The sequence below is a fragment of the Tractidigestivibacter scatoligenes genome, assembly GCF_001494635.1.
Classification (GTDB): domain Bacteria; phylum Actinomycetota; class Coriobacteriia; order Coriobacteriales; family Atopobiaceae; genus Tractidigestivibacter; species Tractidigestivibacter scatoligenes.
In genome coordinates, this window is record NZ_LOJF01000009.1 from 528,207 (window position 1) to 546,857 (window position 18,651).

Below are 18,651 nucleotides of genomic sequence, written 5' to 3' on the forward strand. Positions count from 1 at the left end.
GGTCATTCCCCCTTAAGGATGGACGTGAGAGCCGCAACCGCAAGGTCGTTCTCCTCGGGCTTGCCCACGGTGATGCGCAGGCAGTCCTCGAGGCCGGGCGTGGACGAGAAGTCCCTCACCAGTATGGAGTGCTCGTCGCGCAGGTGGCACCACACCTCGTGGGCGTGCGGCACGCGGACGCAGAGGAAGTTTGCCTGGCTTGGCCACACGCGCACGCCCAGCGGCACAAGGCCGCCCAGCATGCTAGAAAGGCGACCGCGGTCCTGGCGTATGGCCTGGACGGCCGGCTGGAACGCGTCCCGGTGCGTGACGGCAGCAAGGGCGGCCGCCTGGTCGAGCACGCTCACCGAGTAGGGCTGCCGCACGGCGGCAAGCGCCGCCACCACCGCAGGGCTTGCCAGCACGTAGCCCACACGGGCACCTGCCAGCGCAAACGCCTTGGAGAAGGTGTGCAGCACGGCCAGGCTCTGGTACTCGCCAAGCATGTCCTCGACGGTCGAGCCGGGGTCCGCAAACTCGATGTAGGCCTCGTCCACAAGCACGATGCCCGGGCACGCCTCGCAGAGCCTGCGCACGCCATCGCGCGGGAAGAGGTCGCCCGTGGGGTTGTTGGGCGAGGTCACCACCACGAGCGTCGCCGTGCGCGCGGCCTCGACCAGCGCGTCCACGTTGGGGGCAAAGTCCTTCTCGCGCGGAACCTCCACCACGGGCGTCTCGACCATGGAGGCGTAGAGGCCGTAGACCGAGAAGGTGGGCGGGCAGCTCACGAGGGCGTGCCCCGCACCGCCAAACGCCAGGAAGAAATTAAAGAGCAGCTCGTCGCCACCGTTGCCAACAACTACCCGCTCAGGTGCCACGCCGTGCCACGCGGCAAGCTGGTTGCGCAGCTCGCCGCCTAGGGGCACGGGATAGCGGTTCCAGGCGGCATCGGTCACCGCCTTGGCAAGCGCTGGTGCCACCTCGGGTGGGATGCCATAGTTGTTCTCGTTTGCCGAGAGAATCACCTCGACGGGCGAGAAGGCCGGGTCATAGGGCTCAAGCGCCGCCGCGGACGGCCGCATGAGCGCGCGGACCTCTGGTGTGATGCCTGTCATCTCTCCCCTATCCCTCGTATCCCGGAAGCTTTGGCACGCCCGGGGCGTCAAGCGTATGCGGCCACGCGGTATGCGCGGCATTCTCGCAAGCGGCGGCCGCGTTTGCGAAGTCCTTCTCGCCCTGCTCGGCAAGCTTCACGCGTAGCCCGGCAGAAAGGGCGTGTGCCCAAAGCCCCTCGGCCTGGGCCATGGCCTGGACGGCAGGAGCATCCGCAAGAAGGCCCTGCGGCGTGTAGGAGATGACGCTCGAGCGCTTCTGGAAGTCGTAGACGCCCAGGGGGTTGGAGAAGCGCGCCGTACCGCCGGTGGGAAGCGTGTGGTCGGGGCCGGCAACGTAGTCGCCCAGGGGCTCCGAGCTCCAAGCGCCCACAAAGATGGCGCCAGCGTTGCGCACCGAGCCCAGGAGCGACATGGCGTCCTCGCAGTGCAGCTCGAGGTGCTCCGGCGCCACCACGTTCACGGCCTCGACGGCGTCTGCCAGCGTTGCGGCTACAACCACCACTCCGCGGTCGTCGAGCGAGGCACGGGTGATCTTCTCGCGCGGGCTCTGCGAGACCAGGCGCTCCGCGGCATCGAGGACGCGATCCGGAAGAGAGGGGTCGCAGGTCACAAGGTAGCAAGACGCCATGGGGTCGTGCTCGGCCTGGGCCATGAGGTCCGCTGCCACCACAACGGGGTCTGCCGAGGCGTCTGCCAGGACGCAGACCTCGGAGGGACCGGCAATCATGTCGATGCCCACGTCACCGGAGACGTGGCGCTTTGCGGCCGCCACGTAGGCGTTGCCGGGTCCAACGACCTTGTCGACGCGGGGGATGGACTCGGTGCCGTACGCCACAGCGCCAATCGCCTGGGCACCTCCCACGGCGTAGACCTCGTCGACGCCCGCCACGGATGCCGCGGCAAGCGTGTATGCCGAGAGAGTGCCGTCATGCTGGGGCGGCGTCACCATGATTACGCGGCGAACACCGGCGACCTTTGCCGGAATGGCGTCCATGAGCACGGTCGAGGGGTACTGCGCGCGGCCGCCGGGCACATAGATGGCCACGGAGTCGAGCGGCGTCACCTTGACGCCCAGGATGGTGCCGTCAGGGCGAGTCTCGAACCAGGAGTTCTCGCGCTGGCGCTCGTGGAACTCGCGAATCTGGCGGTATGCGCGGCGCAGGGACGAGAGGAACTCCGCATCTACCATGCCGGGGGCGGCGTCCACAAGCTCCTGCGGAACGCGGAACTCGCTTGGGCAGGCACCGTCAAAGCGCTGACAGTACTCGCGCACAGCAGCGTCACCGCGCTCGCGCACGTCGTCCACGATGCCGGCGGCACTCTCCATCACCTCGCGGGGAAGCGCCCCCGAGCGGTTGAGGTCTGCCTGCGTGAGCGCCTGACCGGCGGCTAGCGTGATCCTTCTCAAAGCTACTCCCCTCCCGCGACCTCGGCGAGACGCGTCGCCAGGTCGCGAATCCTCTTGTCGCAGCGGTATGCAGCCGGGCCCGCAAAGAAGCGGGCGGTGCACTCCATGACCTCATCCACCACAACCAGGTCGTTCTCGCGGAGCGTGGTGCCCGTAGCCGTAATGTCAACGATGCGGTCGGTCATGCCCACGATGGGCCCAAGTTCGATGTTGCCATGCAGGGTCACTATGTCCACCTGCTGACCAATGGAGTCGTAGTAGGCCTGCGTGATGCGCGGGTACTTGGTGGCCACGCGCACGGTGCCGCGCCAGGCGTAGTTGCGCTCGGCGAGGCCCGCCTTGGCGCGCGGCTCGGCAACCACAAAGCGGCAGCCGCCAAAGCCCAGGTCAACCAGCTGGAGCACGTCCATGTTGGCCTCCACGAGCGAGTCGCGCCCGCAGATGCCGCAATCGCAGCCGCCGTGGCCCACAAAGGCGGGCGCGTCCTGTGCGCGCACGATCACGTACTCCACGTCACCCTCACGCACTGTGAGCTGGCGGCCGGGATCGCGCAGGCCCTCAACGGGGAGCCCCGCCGCCTCGAGGACGCGGATGGTGTCCTTGAGGAGCGACCCCTTGGGGACGGCAATGCGCAGAGGCCTCTCGGCAAGCCTCACGCCGGGGGTGACCACGCCCGACTCTCCCGGCTCGCCCAGAATCTCCTGCAGGCGCTCGAGCGAGAGGGCAAATCCGCAGGCAGCGGTATTCTCGCGGCCCAGGTTGGCGAGAACCGCATCGTAGCGGCCGCCGGAGGCCAGCGAGGCCGCGATGCCCTCGGCGTAGCCCTTGAAGATGATGCCCGTGTAGTAGTCGAAGGAGTTGATGATCGAGAAGTCAAAGGACGCGCGGCCGTCAGAGAAGAGGCCCGAGAGCGAGTCAACCAGACGCGAGAGCTCCGCGGTACCACGGGCGTCCTCCTCGACACCAGCCTCGTCGAGCAGGGCGTCGAGCGCGGGAACCACCTCGATACCGCCCACCAGGCGCGGGATGCGGCAGATGGCGCGGGCTGCGGCGGCATCGAGCTCGCCGGCGGCAACGGACTTCTCGACCAGCTCGTCCAAGGAGACGAAGTCAGAGTCGTGCACCAGGGCAAGGGCCTCTTCGCGGAAGCGGGCGCTGGGGGCACAGGTGTCGAGCAGGGCCTTGAGCGGCGTGACCGAGCCCAGCACGATGCGCCATGCCGGCACGTCAAGCGCACCGAGCGTCTCGGCGAGAAGGTCCACCACCTCGTGCTCGGCGGCGGCACCGTCACCGCCCACAAGCTCCACGCCCAGCTGCGTGAACTGGCGCGGCTGACCCTTGAGCGATGATTCCTCGCGCACAACGGGCGCCTCATAGCGAAGGCGCACGGGCAGGCTGTCTGGGCTCACGCGCGTGGAAATCATGCGCGCGATGGGCAGCGTGAGATCCGGGCGCAACGTGAGGAGGCTTCCGTCCACGTCGAAAAGCTGAAACGGAAGACCCTTGATGCGGCCCGCGCGCTCGAGCGCGTCGCGCGACTCCAGGAGCGGCGTCTCCACCGGGAGGTATCCATGCGACGAGAAGACCTCGCGCACGGTGCCGGAGATTCGCTCGCGCGCGAGCGCCTCCTGAGGAAGGATGTCACGGAACCCGCTTGGTGTGCCTGCTATCACGCCTGCCCCTCTCCCCTTCTGGTACGTAGAGCATACCGCTCCGCCGCGACAGAAATTACGGTGCGCCACTTGACGCGACGCATGTCTTCTCGCGTTGTCACTTTAGCATACTAAAGTGCTGTGCGCTGTGTGGACGCCAGGCACACAGAGCGTTAACGCTCCATTCATATGGGGAGCTTGGACCGCAGCGGGTTGCTTCTCGGCGACGGCTTGTTACTCTCGGCGGCCATCCGACGGCGACAACCGAAGACCCCACAGAAACTCGCCCTCCGGCGAGAAAACGGCGCCCGAGAGATCCTTTCGTACGTGATTTCTTCGATAACATGCCTTCCGGCGTCAAAATGACGCCGGAAGCGAGGTTTCGTCCGAGGCCGCCGCCAAAACGGGCCCTCCGGCGAGAAAACGGCACCTGAACAGGGGTTTCCGACAGGACTCCGTACAAAACGGGCCTTCCGGCGCCCGTCAAACCACCGCCTGAGGGGGTACCGCCTACCCGCGGCGGCGCGTAAGGCGCCCAAGCACAGACTTGATGAAGCGCGACTCGGGCATCTTCAGCGCAATCGACAGCCCGTAGGTCACAAGAACCGCCGGCACCCCGCCCGCAACGCAATAGAGAATAGACGTCAGCGTGTGGCCGGCGCAGTCCCCAACGAACGCGTTAAGAGCAGCGAGAATCCCCGCTCCCACAGCAGCACCAGCCAGCCCAATGAGGATCGACTTCACAAGCGACCCCAGAATGCCGCGAAGCCCAAGCGACCCAATGGCGTAACGCAAAAACGCCACAATGACGATGTCCACCGCGAGAAAGAACAAGGCCGAGGTCAGCGAGACATACACGATGGCCTGAAACTCGCTTAGGCCCTGTGGCATGAGGAAGAGCAAAAGCACGACTTGCCACGCCGTGCCCACCACGCTCGCAATTGCGTAAAGGACCATCCGCCTCATTGCCGAGAAGACCTTCTGCAGGTACATGCACACGCTATAGAGCGGCAGGGCGCACGCAAGGCCAAACAGATAGCCCGCCGTCATGGAGAGCTGGTCAGAGGTGAACTTCCCCGCCGCGACGATCGAGGTCAGCGGCATGGAAAAGACGATGAGGTACATCGCAAACGGCACCATGAAGAAGAGAATCTCGCTCAGTCCGGCAGAGATGCCCCGCTTAAAGCCAGCGTCATCGTTCTTTGCAAAGCTGTCGGACAGCTCCGTGAACATGGCCGTGGTGATGGGCACGGTAAGGATTGCGTACGGCAGGGTATACCAAAGGCGCGCGTAGTAGGCCACCGACGCGCCGGACACCGTCACGGAGAGCGCGGTGCTCTGCTGGACGGAGGTCTGGACAAATGACGTGATCATCACGACAAGCGAGGGGACGCCAATGGAGAGCGTCTCCCTAAGGTGGGGGTCATGCCAGTCGACATGCCACGTAAGGTGAATGCCGTGCTTGCGCAGAGAAGGCATCTGGCAGACAACCTGCACCGCTACGCCAAGAGGGTTGCCAATGGCCAAAATCACCGTTGCAAGCGTCGGGTTGGAGCCCACAAGCGCCGCATAGAGCAAAAACGACGCCGTGACCACAAAGTTGTTGAAGATGGAGCTTGCGCTGCTCCAGAAGTAGTCCCTCTCGGCATTGAGCACGCCCGAGAAGATCGAAGACAGCGAGTAGAGCACAACCTCCACCACGAAGAACCTAAAGAGGTAGGTGGCAAAGCTTGCGTCGAACTCACTTGTGGCCGAGAAGGACTGTGTCCACACAAGCTGGGCGGCAAAGACAAAGCCGAGAATGGCCACACCGCCCATGAGCAGGATGATGATGGAGACGAGGTTTGACGTGTAGCGGCTGGCACCCTCGGATCCCTCGCGCCGCTTGACCGACATGTAGACCGGCAAGAACGCCGTCACAAGCATGCCGCCAACGACAATTTCGTAAAGCTGGTTAGGGAGGTTGTTGGCCACGGAATAGCAGCTTGCCACCATGCCGGCGCCAAGCGCGAAGCTCTGGCCCCAGGTGCGGAAGAAGCCCGTGATGCGGCTCACGATGACGAGGAAGCTCATGAGGGCGGCGTTGCGCCCCACCTGGTTCTCGGTGGACTCGGCCGCCTTGCTGCCTGTGGAAGTCTCACCCGTCACGCTAGGCGCAGGTCGCTTCTCGCTGGCAGCCATGTGCTTCGGCTTCAAGTCTTGGGTATCGCTCACCTGGTCTCCTCTCGGCAGATGTCGGCGTACTTGGCGTCGCAGAACGCAAGCAGGTCATCGGGGGCAAGGCGCAAGGAGAGGCCCCGTCTGCCGCCCGAGATGCCAATGATGTCAAAGAGCTGGGCCGTCTCGTCTATGAGCGTGGGAAAGCGCTTCTTCATGCCCACGGGCGAGCAGCCCCCGCGCACGTAGCCCGTGAGGCCCTCGAGCTCCTTGGTGGGAAGCATCGAGAGGCTCTTCTCGCCTGCGGCTGCCGCGGCCTTCTTGAAGTCGAGCTCCTCACCCACGGGAATGCAACACACCACGTAGGTGCCGGAAGGAGCCACCGTGACCAGCGTCTTGAACGATGACGCCGGATCGACGCCCGCCTCGAGCGCCATGCGCAGGCCCAGGCCTCGCGTGAGGTCGTCCTCCTCGAGCTCCTGGTACGTGAAGGAGACGCCCGCGCGCTCAAGCTCGCGCATGGCGTTGGTCTTCTGGAACTTCTCACGCTTTGCCATGGCTACTCCTCCCCCGCTGCCAGTCGGGCGCGGTCGCGCTCGAGAATGCGGGCCAGGTAGCGACCCGTATAGCTCTCGGGAACCTTGGCTACCTCCTCGGGCGTGCCGTAGGCCACGATGGTGCCGCCGCCGTCGCCGCCCTCGGGACCCAGGTCAAGCACGCGGTCGGCCATCTTGATAACGTCGAGGTTGTGCTCGATGACAAGGACGGTGTTGCCGGCGTCCACCAGGCGCTCGAGCACGTCGATGAGCTGCCGCACGTCCTCAAAGTGCAGGCCGGTCGTGGGCTCGTCCAGGATGTAGAAGGTCTTGCCCGTCTGCTGGCGGTGGAGCTCCTTTGCCAGCTTCACGCGCTGGGCCTCGCCCCCGGAGAGCGTGGTTGCGCTCTGGCCGAGGTGGATGTAGCCCAGCCCCACGTCGTGCAGGGTCTGCAGCTTGTTCTTGATGCGCGGGATGTTGGTGAAGAAGGCCAGGGCCTCGTTCACCGTCATGTCAAGCACGTCCGAGATGGACTTGCCATGGTAGGTGACCTCGAGCGTCTCCCTGTTGTAGCGCTTGCCATGGCAGACCTCGCAGGGCACGTAGACGTCGGGCAGGAAGTTCATTTCGATCTTTATCTGGCCATCGCCCTTGCACGCCTCGCAGCGGCCGCCGGGCACGTTGAACGAGAAACGACCGGGACTGTAGCCGCGCGCACGGCTCTCGGGCGTGGACGCAAAGAGGGCGCGCAGATCGTCCCAGAGGCCGATGTAGGTAGCCGGGTTCGAACGCGGCGTGCGGCCGATGGGGCTCTGGTCGATGTCGATGACCTTGTCGATGAGCTCGACGCCCTCGAGCTTCTTGTACGGGCCAACGGGACGCTTGGAGCGCTGGACCGCATTAGTGAGCGCCGGCGCCAGCGTATCGGTGACAAGCGAGCTCTTGCCCGAGCCCGAGACGCCCGTGACCACAGTGAGCGTGCCCAGCTCGATCTTGGCGGTCACGCCCTTGAGGTTGTTTGCCGTGGCACCTGTGATCTTGATGGCTCCACGACCGGGCTTGCGGCGCTCATCCGGCAGGCGAATCTGGCGCCGGCCGGTGAGGTACGCGCCGGTCAGGGAGTCGGGGTTGGCCTCGATCTCTTGCGGCGTGCCGGCGGCCACCACGTGCCCGCCCAGCTCGCCCGCACCGGGGCCCATGTCGATCACGTAGTCGGCCGCGAGGATGGTGTCCTCGTCGTGCTCGACCACGATCACGGTGTTACCCATGTCGCGCAGGCTCTTGAGCGTTGCGATGAGGCGGTCGTTGTCACGCTGGTGAAGGCCGATGGACGGCTCGTCCAAGATGTAGAGCACGCCCATGAGCCCGGCGCCAATCTGCGTGGCAAGGCGGATGCGCTGCGCCTCTCCGCCAGAGAGCGTGGCAGCGGCGCGGCTCAGGGTGAGGTAGTCGAGGCCCACGTTCACCATGAAGCGCAGGCGCGCCTTGACCTCCTTGACGATTGGCCCGGCAATTGCCTGCTGGCGCTCGGGGATCTCGAGCGCCTCAAAGAAGGCCAGGCAGTCGCGGCACGAGAGGTCGCAGACCTCGTTGATGTTCTTGCCGCCCACCGTGACGGCCAGGATCTCTGGCTTCAGGCGCGCGCCATGGCAGGTTGGGCAGGGCACCTCGTGGATAAAGCGCTCAAGGTGCGTCTTCATGGTCTCGGAGGTGGTCTCCTGGTACTTGTCGAAGAGAATCTTGCGCACGCCGGAGTACGTGGTGAACCAATGCGTGTTGCGACCGTCTCGCGTGCGGTAGTCCACGCGAATCTTGGTTGTTCCCAAGCCGTCGAGAAGCGCCTTCTGCACCTTCTTGGGCAGGTCCTTCCAGGGAGTCTGGTCCGAGGCGCCAAGGTGCGCACAGACGGCAGAGAGGATCTGCGGGTAGTAGTTGGAGTGACCGAAGATCGAGCCAAAGACGCCATCGGCAACGGAGAGCGAGGGGTCGTCGATAAGGGCCTCGGCATCCACGACCTTGCGAAATCCTAGGCCGTCGCAGTCTGGGCAGGCGCCGTAGGGCGCGTTGAACGAGAAGTCGCGCGGCTGCAGGTCGTCAATCGAGTGGCCGTGGATGGGGCAGGCCAGCGCCAGCGAGTACTGCAAGAGCTCGCCCGGCATGGCCTCGGGGTCGTCGCGGTCGGGCAGGAGGTAGACGCCCACCTTGCCCACGGCCAGCTTGGTGGCCTGCTCGATGGCCTCCACGATGCGGTTGAGCGAGTTCTCGCGGATCACGATGCGGTCAACCACGACCTCGACCGTGTGCTTGAGCTTCTTCTCCAAGCGCACCTCGCCGTCGAGCTCGCGCACCTCGCCATCGATGCGCACGCGGCTAAAGCCCTCGCGGCGCAGGTCCTCGAAGAGCTTGGTGTACTCGCCCTTGCGGCCGAGAACCACGGGCGCCAGCACCAGCGCGCGGCGTCCCTGCCCCTGGGCCAGGACCTTGTCGGCAACCTGGTCGGTTGTCTGGCGCTCGATCACGCGGCCGCACTCCGGGCAGTGGGGTACGCCCACGCGCGCAAAGAGAAGACGCAGGTAGTCGTAGATCTCGGTGACCGTGCCCACCGTCGAGCGCGGGTTTCTCGACGTGGTCTTCTGGTCGATGGAGACGGCAGGCGAGAGACCGTCGATGGAGTCGAGGTCGGGCTTGTCCATCTGGCCAAGGAACTGGCGGGCGTAGCTGGAGAGGCTCTCGACGTAGCGGCGCTGGCCCTCGGCGTAGATGGTGTCGAAGGCAAGGCTCGATTTGCCCGAGCCGGAGAGGCCCGTGATCACCGTGAGCTTGTCGCGCGGGATGCGCACGTCGACGTTCTGCAGGTTGTGCTCGCGGGCCCCGCGAATGACGATGGAGTCTGAAGCCATGTGTGGTGCGATCCTCTTATCTCATTGACGATTTTCGCTAGCTTTTCAGTCTAGCCGAGAGGAGCCTTGGCACGTGCGATGGGCGCGGGCGCACACGTCGCGGCAACAATTCGTACGGGTGTGCGGCGTGTGCGAATCACGCGCAAAGCGCGTCACAGCGACCGCTCGCCGATATAGACACGAGAGAGACATAACGTCGATAGACTAGTTGTCGGGAGGTGATGAAGAGGTAAGCATCGATTACCACTTGATGCGAATAGTGATTGAGCAAGAACGGAGTTAAATCGCGAACAGACTTTCAGGTGATGGGAGGACAAATGGATCGACGCACAATGCGCTACCGTATTCTTATCATTCTGATGTTGACAATATTCCTCGGCTGCATATGCGACTCAACGGTTGCATATGCAACCGAGCGTGAGAGCAATGAGGTAGCCGAAGCAGACTTTGACCTCGAGCTTGTCCAACCGCAATCGGCAACAATTTCTCTGGCCAACGGAGATACGGCTGAGATTGGAATTCGTCCAGTAGTGACAATCCGCCCAATGTGGGAAGAAACCCATTACAACGCATCTGGTAACTGGGAAATTTACTACAATTCCCCAATTGTCTATCGCCATTTTTACATCACTATATCGAATCATAAGATAACCAACGCGCACAGCCCTTCCTATACCACTTTCCTCTGTACCGTCTCAGGGGAGAGTTTTACGTGGAATAGCACTGAAGCCACTTATCGGTTAAACGTCAATGCATTGGCAGACATGGCATCGACTGTAGCAGTTCTCCAAGCATGGATGGACGGTACTACCCTGCACACGTACGCAAACTAGGAGATCGAACGATGAATTACGTCGGCCTCAATGCTCCCGAACCACTTGTTCTGGTGTGCGCCACGATAGTCATTGGAATCGTCGTACTTCTTGTGCGCTCAACCAAGCGATAGCGAGCATGCGTTTTCGAAATGAAGGATGCCCTTCTGACGGTCGAGAAGAACTGCCCCACCATATCGTTGAAGGGTGGGGCAGTCATGTATTGATATTTGCAAGCTTCCAGAAGAATTGATGGCCCTACTCGGCCTTGTCGGCCTTCTTGTCCTTGGAGTCCGGCATAATCCAGAACTTGAGCAGCGGGAAGCTCACGACAACGGCGGCCAGCGTGTTGACCGCAGAGGCAACGGTACCAGACAGGCCCGCGTCCCAACCAAAGGTGCTCTGGCAGAAGGCAGTCACATAGCTCGGCAGGATGAGGTTGACCACAACGATAAGCACAGCAAGCAGCGCGTACTTCCAGGCAGCGTCCTTGAACGAGGTGTCGGAATCAAACACCCAGAACATCTGCACGAAGAAGTTCACAACCTGCGCCAGCACCTCAGCAATGAGGAACGTGATGAAGCCGCCCAGGTAGTTCGAGCCGGCAGTGGTGTAGTCGAACAGCCAGAACTTGAACGGGCCGTTGAGCTGCATGCCGTTGATGAAGATTGCCGTGCCCACCCACGTGCACACAAAGCGCGTGATGGTGGAGATGTTCGACAGCACGTTGAACTTGATGAACTGCCAGAGCGTCTTGTGCTCCTCGGTCCAGGTCTTGAAGCTCATTGACTTGCCCCTTCCTTCCCGGCCACCCGGCCGATCAACCTACTTCCTCACACGGCCGCGCCGCCCCGCCCGACAGCGCGACCAACACACAGGAACTACTTGCCTGCCAAGGTAAGCGCCCCGTTGGTACGCGCATTGCCGATAAGATTCGCGATAAAGGCGACGAGGATCGGCACGATAAACCAGAGGAACCAAACCAGGATGAAGCCCTCGCCGGTCGCAAGCTTAACGAGAAGCGCCGGTACGATTCCCGCGAGGCCCCACCACTTGATCTCGCGCACAATGGCGTCGACCATGGCCACAGAGACCATGCCGTTGGTCATCTTGGCCAGCGCTCGCAGCGGCATGTTCCAGATGAACAGCACGTTGAGGTTGGGCTTGCCCGAGGCGTCGGCCGCGCGCTTCATGGCCGCAAGCACCAGCCACACGATCCAGAAGATGGGCGAGCGCCCGTGGTTGAGGTCGCAGAAGCACATGTTGCGGTCGATGCGCACCTTGGGGCTGGGGATGGGATGGCCGAGGAGCGCCGCGAAGTGTGCGTCGTCCACAGTCTGGACCTTGCCCGTCTCGTAGGGCGTCACGTCGACGCCGGCATAGGGGTCGGCCGCGTTGGTGCCCTCAACCTCAACAGTTCCAACAAGGCGAATATCCTCGCTTGAGGCGCCAACGCGTAGCTCGTAGGTACCGCCCTCGACCTCCCAGGCGTCGGTCGCCACGTTGAAGTAGCGGAACGCCTTGTCATCCAGGGCAATACTCACCTGCTTGCTCTCGTGCGCGGCAAGCTCCACGCGAGCAAAGCCCTTGAGCTCTTGGGCGGCGCGGAACACCTGGTGATTGGGCTTGGCCACGTAGAGCTGGCACACCTCGGTGCCGGCGCGGTCGCCGTCGTTGGTGAGGGTGAAGGTCACGCCCTTGGGAGTAGCCTTGAGGTCGCTGTACGAGAAGCTCGTGTACGAGAGGCCATAGCCAAACGGGTAGGCAACCTCGACGCCGGCCATCTGATAGTAGCGATAGCCCACGTAGATGCCCTCGCGGTACTCGGCGCTCATGCCCTGCGCCGGGAAGCGGTCCGCCGTGGGGGTGTCGGCCAGACGCTTGGGCCAGGTCTCGGTGAGCTTGCCGGAGGGGTTCACGCGCCCGCACACCAAATCAAGCGCCGCGCCGGCGCCGGCCTGTCCGCCAAGAGCAAGGTAGAGCACCGCGCGGGCATCGGCCACCCAGTCGGTCTCGACGCAAGAGCCAGCCGAGAGAAGCACGACCACGTTGGAGTTCACCTGCGAGATGGCGTGCAGGAGCTCGACCTGGTTGTCGTTCAGGCGCATGTTGCGACGGTCCGCACCCTCGGACTCCGCAATCTCGTCGAGGGCCAGGCACGCAATGACAACGTCGGCGTGCTGCGCCAGCTCAACGGCTGCGTCGCGCTTGGCGGCATCCTCGCCGCCGTGGCGAAGGAAGCCCTGCTCATACCCAACGAGCGTGAGGCCGCTCTCCCCCACCATGTCGAGAATGTCATCGACCTGCGTGCAATTGACCGCGGAAGACCCGGCGCCCTGGTAGCGCGGCTCACGGGCAAAGTCGCCCACGAGGGCCACCTTGGTCCCGGCAGCAAGCGGCAGCAGCGAGTCATCGTTCTTGAGAAGCACGGCGCCCTCGGCCGCAGCCTCGCGCGCAAGCGCATGGTGACCGGCCTTGTCAAACTCGCCCGTGGCGCCCTCGACGGCCGGATGCGTAGAGAGCACCAGCTCAAGCGCATCGTCCACGCAACCGTCCAGCACCTCCTCGGAGAGGCGACCGGAGTGCACTGCGGCAACCAGCTGACGTACGGAGTCCATGCCAGGCGCGGGCATCTCGAAGGTGGAGCCCGCCTCCACGCCGGCAACGTGGTCGTTCGAGCCGCCCCAGTCCGTGATCACGGCGCCATCGAAGCCCCACTCGCCGCGCAGGATGTCACGCAGCAGGTGACGGTTCTCGTTGGCATAGGTGCCGTTGATCAGGTTGTAGGAGCTCATGATCGACTTGGGGTGGGACTCGCGCACCACGATCTCGAAGGCCGTGAGGTAGTTCTCGCGCAGGGTGCGCTCGTCGACCACCGAGTTGGACGCCTGGCGACGCGTCTCCTGGCTGTTGGCGGCAAAGTGCTTGGGGCAGGCGGCAACGCCCTCGGACTGGATGCCGCGAACGTAGGACGCGGCCATCTTGCCCGCAAGGTAGGGGTCCTCGGAGAAGTACTCGAAGTTGCGCCCGCAGAGCGGCGAGCGCTTCATGCAGAGGCCCGGCCCCAGAAGCGTGCCCACGCCCTGGGCGGCAGCTTCCTCACCCAGTGCCTTGCCGATCTTCTCGCCCAGCGCTTCATCCCAGGTGTTGGCGACGGTGACCGCCGTGGGAAAGCAGGTGGCGGGCTCGGAGCCCGCGATTCCCAGGTGGTCTGCCGCGCCCAGCTGGTGGCGTAGGCCGTTGGGGCCGTCGGAGAACTCCATCACGGGAATGCTGAGGCGCTCGGAGCCCCAGCTCCCAAAAGTCGTAGCCCCCTGGAGGAGCGCGCACTTCTCCTCCAGCGTCATCTTCTCGATAATGTCTGCGTGCTTCATCGAACCCGCTCCCTCGCTTACATGGCGCCGCTGTGCGCCCTCAACTGCCTCAACTCTATTGCCCCACCCGTCACGCCGGGGAAAAGTGGCACATTCGGTCTGCCACGTGCCACGAATGGCCCACCCAAAGGGTGAGCGCCAGCTGCGGCCTGGCCTCCAACGTGACGGGAGAACCCCTTCCAGTCGTAACAGTAGGGGCGCCAAACAAGCCCGCGCCCCAAAGGTCGTAATCCGTCAAAACTGGGTCGCGGTCTGCACTTTGCCCGCGCCGACGCGTGCCCAACTCTGCGCCCGCTGCCCGCCCGCTCGAGTCGCGCAAATCCCCTCCTTCGCGTACCATGTTCTGGGGGAATGGAGGGTTGGCATGTATCGCATACTCATGGTCGAGGACGATGAACGCGAGGCCGAGACGCTTCGCCACAGCCTGGAGCGCTATGCGCGCGAGAATAACCTGGAGTTCCAGGTTAGCTGGGAGCGCTCGGCATTGGGTGCAACTTCGGGAGACGCGAAGTTCGATCTCATCTTCATGGACATTGGGCTTCCCGGAATCAACGGCATGGAGGCGGCTACGCTCATCCGCACCTACGACTCCGAGACGCCCATCATCTTTGTGACCAACCTCGCGCAGTATGCGGTACGCGGTTACGAGGTCGACGCCCTGGACTTTGTGGTGAAACCCGTCTCGTACTACAACTTCAAGATGCGCATGGACAAGGCGATGCGCATCTTGAAGCGCAACTCCGGCATGAATGTGGTGGTAACCTCCCACGACGGCCTGCGCGTGATTCCGGCAGCAGAGCTTGTGGCCGTCGAGGTCTCCAACCACAGCCTGGTCTACCACCTTGCAGACGGCAACACCTATGTGGTGCGCGGCAGCCTCTCGAAGACCGAGGAGGATCTCTCGCAGGCGCCCTTCGTGCGCATCTCGAACAGTTGCCTGCTCAACATGGCGTACGTGCGCACCGTGACTGGCTCGGAGGTGCGCACCACCACAGGCGAGACGTACTTCTTTAGCCGCTCGCGTCGCCGCGCCGCAGTGGACGAGATAGCCAAGTACCTGGGTGGAAGCATCTGATGGACGCCAAGCTCGCTGCTAGCGCGGTGGCGACCGTGGCCCAGATTGCCTTTGCCATGCTCATCTTTGCGTGGTCGCTCCCCCGCCGCTCCCACTTCTGGGCGCGCTTGGTCGGGCTGATTGCGACAGGGGTTGCCCTAACCCTTGTGGGGGTTGCCGTGGCGGGGGCCACCGGCATATCTACCACGGTGGGGCCCGCGCGCGTGCTCGCGGAGTTTGTTCTCTTCTCGATGGTGCTCGTGCTGGCTGTGCCGGTTTTGCTCGTCCTCTTCGACACCTCGGTGTGGGTGGCGCTCTTCTTTGCCACGGCGGGCTATACGCTCCAGAACCTCGCAAGTGGCGCAGAGGGCCTTCTGGTCTTCACCTTGGGCGAGAGAACCATCCCGCTGGAGCTTGCAGAGACGGCGGCAGTTACCTGCATTGTGTACCTCCTGGGCTACCTGGCATTTGCGCTCCCGGTACGGCGCCACGGACTTGCGGATGTCGAGGATCACGCGATGCTTGTTGTGGTTGCCGCGGTTCTTCTCGTGGTGATTGCTTTTGACCTTGTGAACAAGTCCCTGCCTGCCCTCGGCGCAAGCACCGGCGACGTGGTGCTTCTGCGGGTGATTCACGGCATATCCTGCGTGTTCATGCTTACCGTCGAGTTTGAGCTGCTCTACACAAGGAGTCTGCGCACAAACGTTGCCGCCATGGAGCGCGCCCGCGCCGACGATGCCAAGGGGCTGGAAGCTTCGCGCTCCAACGTGCAGGCAATCAACGTGCGCATGCACGACATCCGCCACCAGCTGCGCGATCTGGAGGCGTTGGACTTTGTTGGCGCCGACGCGCTCGATGACCTCGAGCGCCAGCTGAGCGTCTATGACGCTGCGGTGAAGACCGGAAACGTTGCCCTAGACACGGTGCTCACCGAGAAGGGGCTGATATGCGAGCGCGAGGGCATTGCCCTTGGCTGCGTGGCCGACGGAGACGCGCTCTCCTTTATGGCGCCGGCGGACATCTACTCGCTCTTTGGCGATGCCGTCGACAACGCAATAGAGGCTGTCGAGAAGCTCAATGACCCGGACAAGCGTGTGATTGACCTCACGGTGAGAGACACCGGCGGCATGGTGAGCGCACACGTGGAGAACTACTTCCGCGGAGACGTGCGACTCGCCAACGGGCTGCCGCTTGCGCAGACGCGCCAGGATGCCCGCGGTTTTGGCGCGCGTCACATGCGCGCTGTTGTAGAGCGCTACGGGGGTTCGATCACCACTAGCACCGAGGGCGACCTCTTTCGCCTCGATGTGATTGTCCCACTGCCGGCCAAGGGGGTGGCGCGTAGGTGAGCGCAACCATTATTGCCGTCATGACGAGGGCGGCCCTCGTCCTTGCGGTAACCATATCTGCTCAGCTTGCGATTGCGGTAGGGATGTTCACGACGATTCTTCCCCCTCGCGGCCACGTTGTGGCGCGAGCCGTAGCGTCGTATGCGGCGTTGGCGCTTGTGTCGTTTACGCTCTATAGGAACTCGCTGATTGTCTCTGTCTTCTCGCCACGGCTGGTCTCCTTCTTGGCAGAGGCCCTGGACTTTGTGGCCATGCTGGCGGTTATCGTTGCGGCGCTGGCCTTCTGCTTTGAGGTGTCCATCTGGACGGCACTCTTCTGCGCGACGGCGGGCTACATCATCCAGAACCTGGCAAGCTGCGTGACCTACTCGTCGTTTCTGCTTGCCGAGGGCACGGGAACCAACATGGCAAGCCCGCTCTTCCTGCCGCTTAACCTGCTGGGAATGGCCGTGGTCTACCCTGTTTGCTACTGGCTGTTTGTGCGGCCAATTCACAAGAACGGCCTGGTAGAGATAGAAAACAAGAAGATCCTTCTGGTGCTGGCGCTAGTGGTTCTCATTGCCATTGTCTTTGATATGGAGAACAAATACCTGCTCAACGCCGGCATTCCCGTGCCATTTGTGATGGTGCTTCGCGCCGTGCACGACGTGATATGCGTCTTCTCGCTGGTGCTGGAGTTTGAGATGCTCTACTCGCGCCAGCTGGAGTCCGACGTCGCAACCCTGGAGCGCATGGACGCAGATCAGGAGGCCCACTACACCCTCATGCGCGAGAGTGTCGAGGCCGTGAACGCGCGCATGGAGGCAATGCGCCAGCACGTGCGCGCGGCGGCTCGCGAGGGCGGGGCGGACACGGCGAAGCTCAAGGAGCTTGCGAGCGAAACGCGCATGTCCGAGCTGCGGCTAAGGACCGGAAACGACGCCCTGGACGCGCTGCTCTTTGTGAAGGGCCTGGTGTGCGAGCGCGAGGGCGTGACCCTCTCGTGCATAGCCGACGGCTCGGCGTTGGCGTTCATGGACCCCGTCGACATCTACTCGCTGGTGGGAAACGCCCTCGACAACTCACTGGACGCCGTGCGCAAGGTGGCAGACCCCGAGAAGCGCGCGATTGGCCTGGTGGCGCGACGTATGGGCGGGATGCTCACGCTTAACGTGACCAACTACTTTGACGGCGCGGTGACGATGGTCGACGGGCTGCCCAAGACCACGGCTGCCGATCCAACCGGACACGGGCTTGGTTCGCGCTCCATGCGAGACGTTGCCGAGAAGTACGGCGGCACCGTGACCTTTAGCAGCGACGGGGACGTTTTTCACGTGAACGCGCTCATTCCGATCCCGGAGGAGTAGGGGCGCGGGTGCCGCTGGCAACGGAGGAGCTCGCCGGCGCCAGTGGGCCCCTCTGCAGATGCTGGCGGGCTCCTCGCTGGTGCCGACGGGCTCCCCCACCGATGCTCACGGGCCGAAACTCGACGTTTTTCTCGGATATTACGTTGTTATGTGTCGGATTTTAGCTCCACGTGACCTGACGTATGGCCCTACGCCAACGTGACCAGCAGCGCCATCTTGAAGCGCTTGTCGGCGCGCACGGCGTGGCGACCACCCGCATCAAACTTGAAAGTCTGGCCGGCGCGGACGAGGTTCTCGACGCCCTCGTAGGTGATGGTCGCTTCGCCGTCCAGCGCAAACACAAGGGCGTCGCCAGGGGCGGCGTGCTCGGAAAGGCCGGTGCCCGCATCGAAGCTCATGAGCACGAACTTCATGCTGTCGTTGTGCGCCAGATCCATGTTCACGATGCGCCCGTCCTGGTAAGGGATGAGATCCTTCAGGGTGAACGCCTCGCCTGGCTTAATGACGCTGTTCATGGCAGTTCCCTTCTCAAGCGAAAGCTCAACGTAGACGGTGTCCTTCTCGGCGCGCACGCCCACGGGGACGTCTGTGGGCGTGACCACGGCTTGGCCCGCGCCGGCAACGGCAGGGGCGGCACCCGTGACCTGCGCCTCGCCGGCAACAACAAACTCGAGCCTGTGGTAGCCGTAGAGCTCGGCACTGATGTCCGTTCCAGTGCCAAGGCTAAAGTACGACAGGCCGTTTCCGCCGGCTTCCCAGACCGGATGCGAAACCGTGCAGCCTGGAACGGGTGGGTTGTCTGCGGCTATATCAAATGCGTGTCCCGCGGTCTCATTCATACGCGACACTCCTTTCATACGGTGACAAGGCAATGGTGCCCCGCAGCAGCGAGAAGAAATGTTGTCGTAGCAACAATTGCATCGCCTTAGCTTCAGTCGGGGATGCGGACAAAAAGTTGGACCGAGGAGG

13 protein-coding genes are annotated in these 18,651 nt (G+C 63.5%); 4 read left to right on the plus strand and 9 right to left on the minus strand.

Features of this window, described 5'->3' with window-relative positions:
- Window positions 1–2: 2 nt before the first annotated feature.
- The 6 genes from hisC to uvrA form a co-directional block, all read right to left on the minus strand.
- On the minus strand, window positions 3–1,094 hold the full coding sequence (gene hisC, locus AUL39_RS06870; RefSeq protein ID WP_059054823.1) for a histidinol-phosphate transaminase: 1,092 nt from the start codon (window positions 1,092–1,094) through the stop codon (window positions 3–5).
- A gap of 7 nt (window positions 1,095–1,101) precedes the next feature.
- The gene (gene hisD / locus AUL39_RS06875) at window positions 1,102–2,502 is read right to left on the minus strand and encodes a histidinol dehydrogenase (RefSeq protein WP_059054824.1); all 1,401 of its coding nucleotides are present in this window, start codon (window positions 2,500–2,502) and stop codon (window positions 1,102–1,104) included.
- 2 nt (window positions 2,503–2,504) lie between these two features.
- Window positions 2,505–4,175, minus strand: a complete 1,671-nt coding sequence (gene hisG, locus AUL39_RS06880) for an ATP phosphoribosyltransferase (protein WP_082667298.1) — start codon at window positions 4,173–4,175, stop codon at window positions 2,505–2,507.
- Between the two features lie 489 nt (window positions 4,176–4,664).
- Complete coding sequence (gene murJ / locus AUL39_RS06885) at window positions 4,665–6,302, minus strand: murein biosynthesis integral membrane protein MurJ (RefSeq protein ID WP_235810787.1); 1,638 nt, start codon at window positions 6,300–6,302, stop codon at window positions 4,665–4,667.
- 62 nt (window positions 6,303–6,364) lie between these two features.
- Window positions 6,365–6,868: a Cys-tRNA(Pro) deacylase gene (gene ybaK, locus AUL39_RS06890; RefSeq protein WP_059054825.1), complete on the minus strand. Its 504-nt coding sequence runs from the start codon at window positions 6,866–6,868 to the stop codon at window positions 6,365–6,367.
- Between the two features lie 2 nt (window positions 6,869–6,870).
- On the minus strand, window positions 6,871–9,747 hold the full coding sequence (uvrA, locus tag AUL39_RS06895; protein WP_059054826.1) for an excinuclease ABC subunit UvrA: 2,877 nt from the start codon (window positions 9,745–9,747) through the stop codon (window positions 6,871–6,873).
- Window positions 9,748–10,064: 317 nt separating this feature from the next.
- On the opposite strand from uvrA, the gene AUL39_RS06900 reads away from it, so the two are divergent.
- Window positions 10,065–10,580, plus strand: a complete 516-nt coding sequence (locus tag AUL39_RS06900) for a DUF5626 family protein (RefSeq protein ID WP_059054827.1) — start codon at window positions 10,065–10,067, stop codon at window positions 10,578–10,580.
- Window positions 10,581–10,817: 237 nt separating this feature from the next.
- Here the strand turns inward: AUL39_RS06900 and AUL39_RS06905 are convergent, their stop codons facing one another.
- Window positions 10,818–11,345: a GtrA domain-containing protein gene (locus tag AUL39_RS06905; protein WP_059054828.1), complete on the minus strand. Its 528-nt coding sequence runs from the start codon at window positions 11,343–11,345 to the stop codon at window positions 10,818–10,820.
- A gap of 95 nt (window positions 11,346–11,440) precedes the next feature.
- Window positions 11,441–13,933 carry a glycoside hydrolase family 3 C-terminal domain-containing protein gene (locus tag AUL39_RS06910; protein WP_059054829.1) on the minus strand — a complete coding sequence of 831 codons (2,493 nt, stop codon included), beginning with the start codon at window positions 13,931–13,933 and terminating at the stop codon, window positions 11,441–11,443.
- 364 nt (window positions 13,934–14,297) lie between these two features.
- Between AUL39_RS06910 and AUL39_RS11240 the strand changes: the two genes are divergently transcribed.
- The 3 genes from AUL39_RS11240 to AUL39_RS06925 are packed head-to-tail and all read left to right on the plus strand — an operon-like array spanning window position 14,298 to window position 17,682.
- Complete coding sequence (locus AUL39_RS11240) at window positions 14,298–15,008, plus strand: LytR/AlgR family response regulator transcription factor (protein WP_059054830.1); 711 nt, start codon at window positions 14,298–14,300, stop codon at window positions 15,006–15,008.
- On the plus strand, window positions 15,008–16,336 hold the full coding sequence (locus AUL39_RS06920) for an ATP-binding protein (protein WP_059054831.1): 1,329 nt from the start codon (window positions 15,008–15,010) through the stop codon (window positions 16,334–16,336). Before AUL39_RS11240 ends, AUL39_RS06920 begins: the two co-directional genes overlap by 1 nt.
- Entirely contained in the window at window positions 16,333–17,682 is a 1,350-nt protein-coding gene (locus tag AUL39_RS06925; protein ID WP_059054832.1) for an ATP-binding protein, read from the plus strand. Before AUL39_RS06920 ends, AUL39_RS06925 begins: the two co-directional genes overlap by 4 nt.
- Window positions 17,683–17,870: 188 nt before the next feature.
- Here AUL39_RS06925 and AUL39_RS06930 read toward each other — a convergent pair whose 3' ends face one another.
- Entirely contained in the window at window positions 17,871–18,521 is a 651-nt protein-coding gene (locus AUL39_RS06930) for a cupin domain-containing protein (protein WP_059054833.1), read from the minus strand.
- Between the last annotated feature and the right edge of the window lie 130 nt (window positions 18,522–18,651).

Bases quoted from the DNA above. Each gene is read 5' to 3' on its own strand.
- hisC (WP_059054823.1), bottom strand. From the start codon at position 1,094: ATGACAGGCATCACACCAGAGGTCCGCGCGCTCATGCGGCCGTCCGCG.
- ybaK (WP_059054825.1), bottom strand. From the start codon at position 6,868: ATGGCAAAGCGTGAGAAGTTCCAGAAGACCAACGCCATGCGCGAGCTT.
- uvrA (WP_059054826.1), bottom strand. From the start codon at position 9,747: ATGGCTTCAGACTCCATCGTCATTCGCGGGGCCCGCGAGCACAACCTG.
- AUL39_RS06900 (WP_059054827.1), top strand. From the start codon at position 10,065: ATGGATCGACGCACAATGCGCTACCGTATTCTTATCATTCTGATGTTG.
- AUL39_RS06905 (WP_059054828.1), bottom strand. From the start codon at position 11,345: ATGAGCTTCAAGACCTGGACCGAGGAGCACAAGACGCTCTGGCAGTTC.
- AUL39_RS06910 (WP_059054829.1), bottom strand. From the start codon at position 13,933: ATGAAGCACGCAGACATTATCGAGAAGATGACGCTGGAGGAGAAGTGC.
- AUL39_RS11240 (WP_059054830.1), top strand. From the start codon at position 14,298: ATGTATCGCATACTCATGGTCGAGGACGATGAACGCGAGGCCGAGACG.
- AUL39_RS06920 (WP_059054831.1), top strand. From the start codon at position 15,008: ATGGACGCCAAGCTCGCTGCTAGCGCGGTGGCGACCGTGGCCCAGATT.
- AUL39_RS06930 (WP_059054833.1), bottom strand. From the start codon at position 18,521: ATGAATGAGACCGCGGGACACGCATTTGATATAGCCGCAGACAACCCA.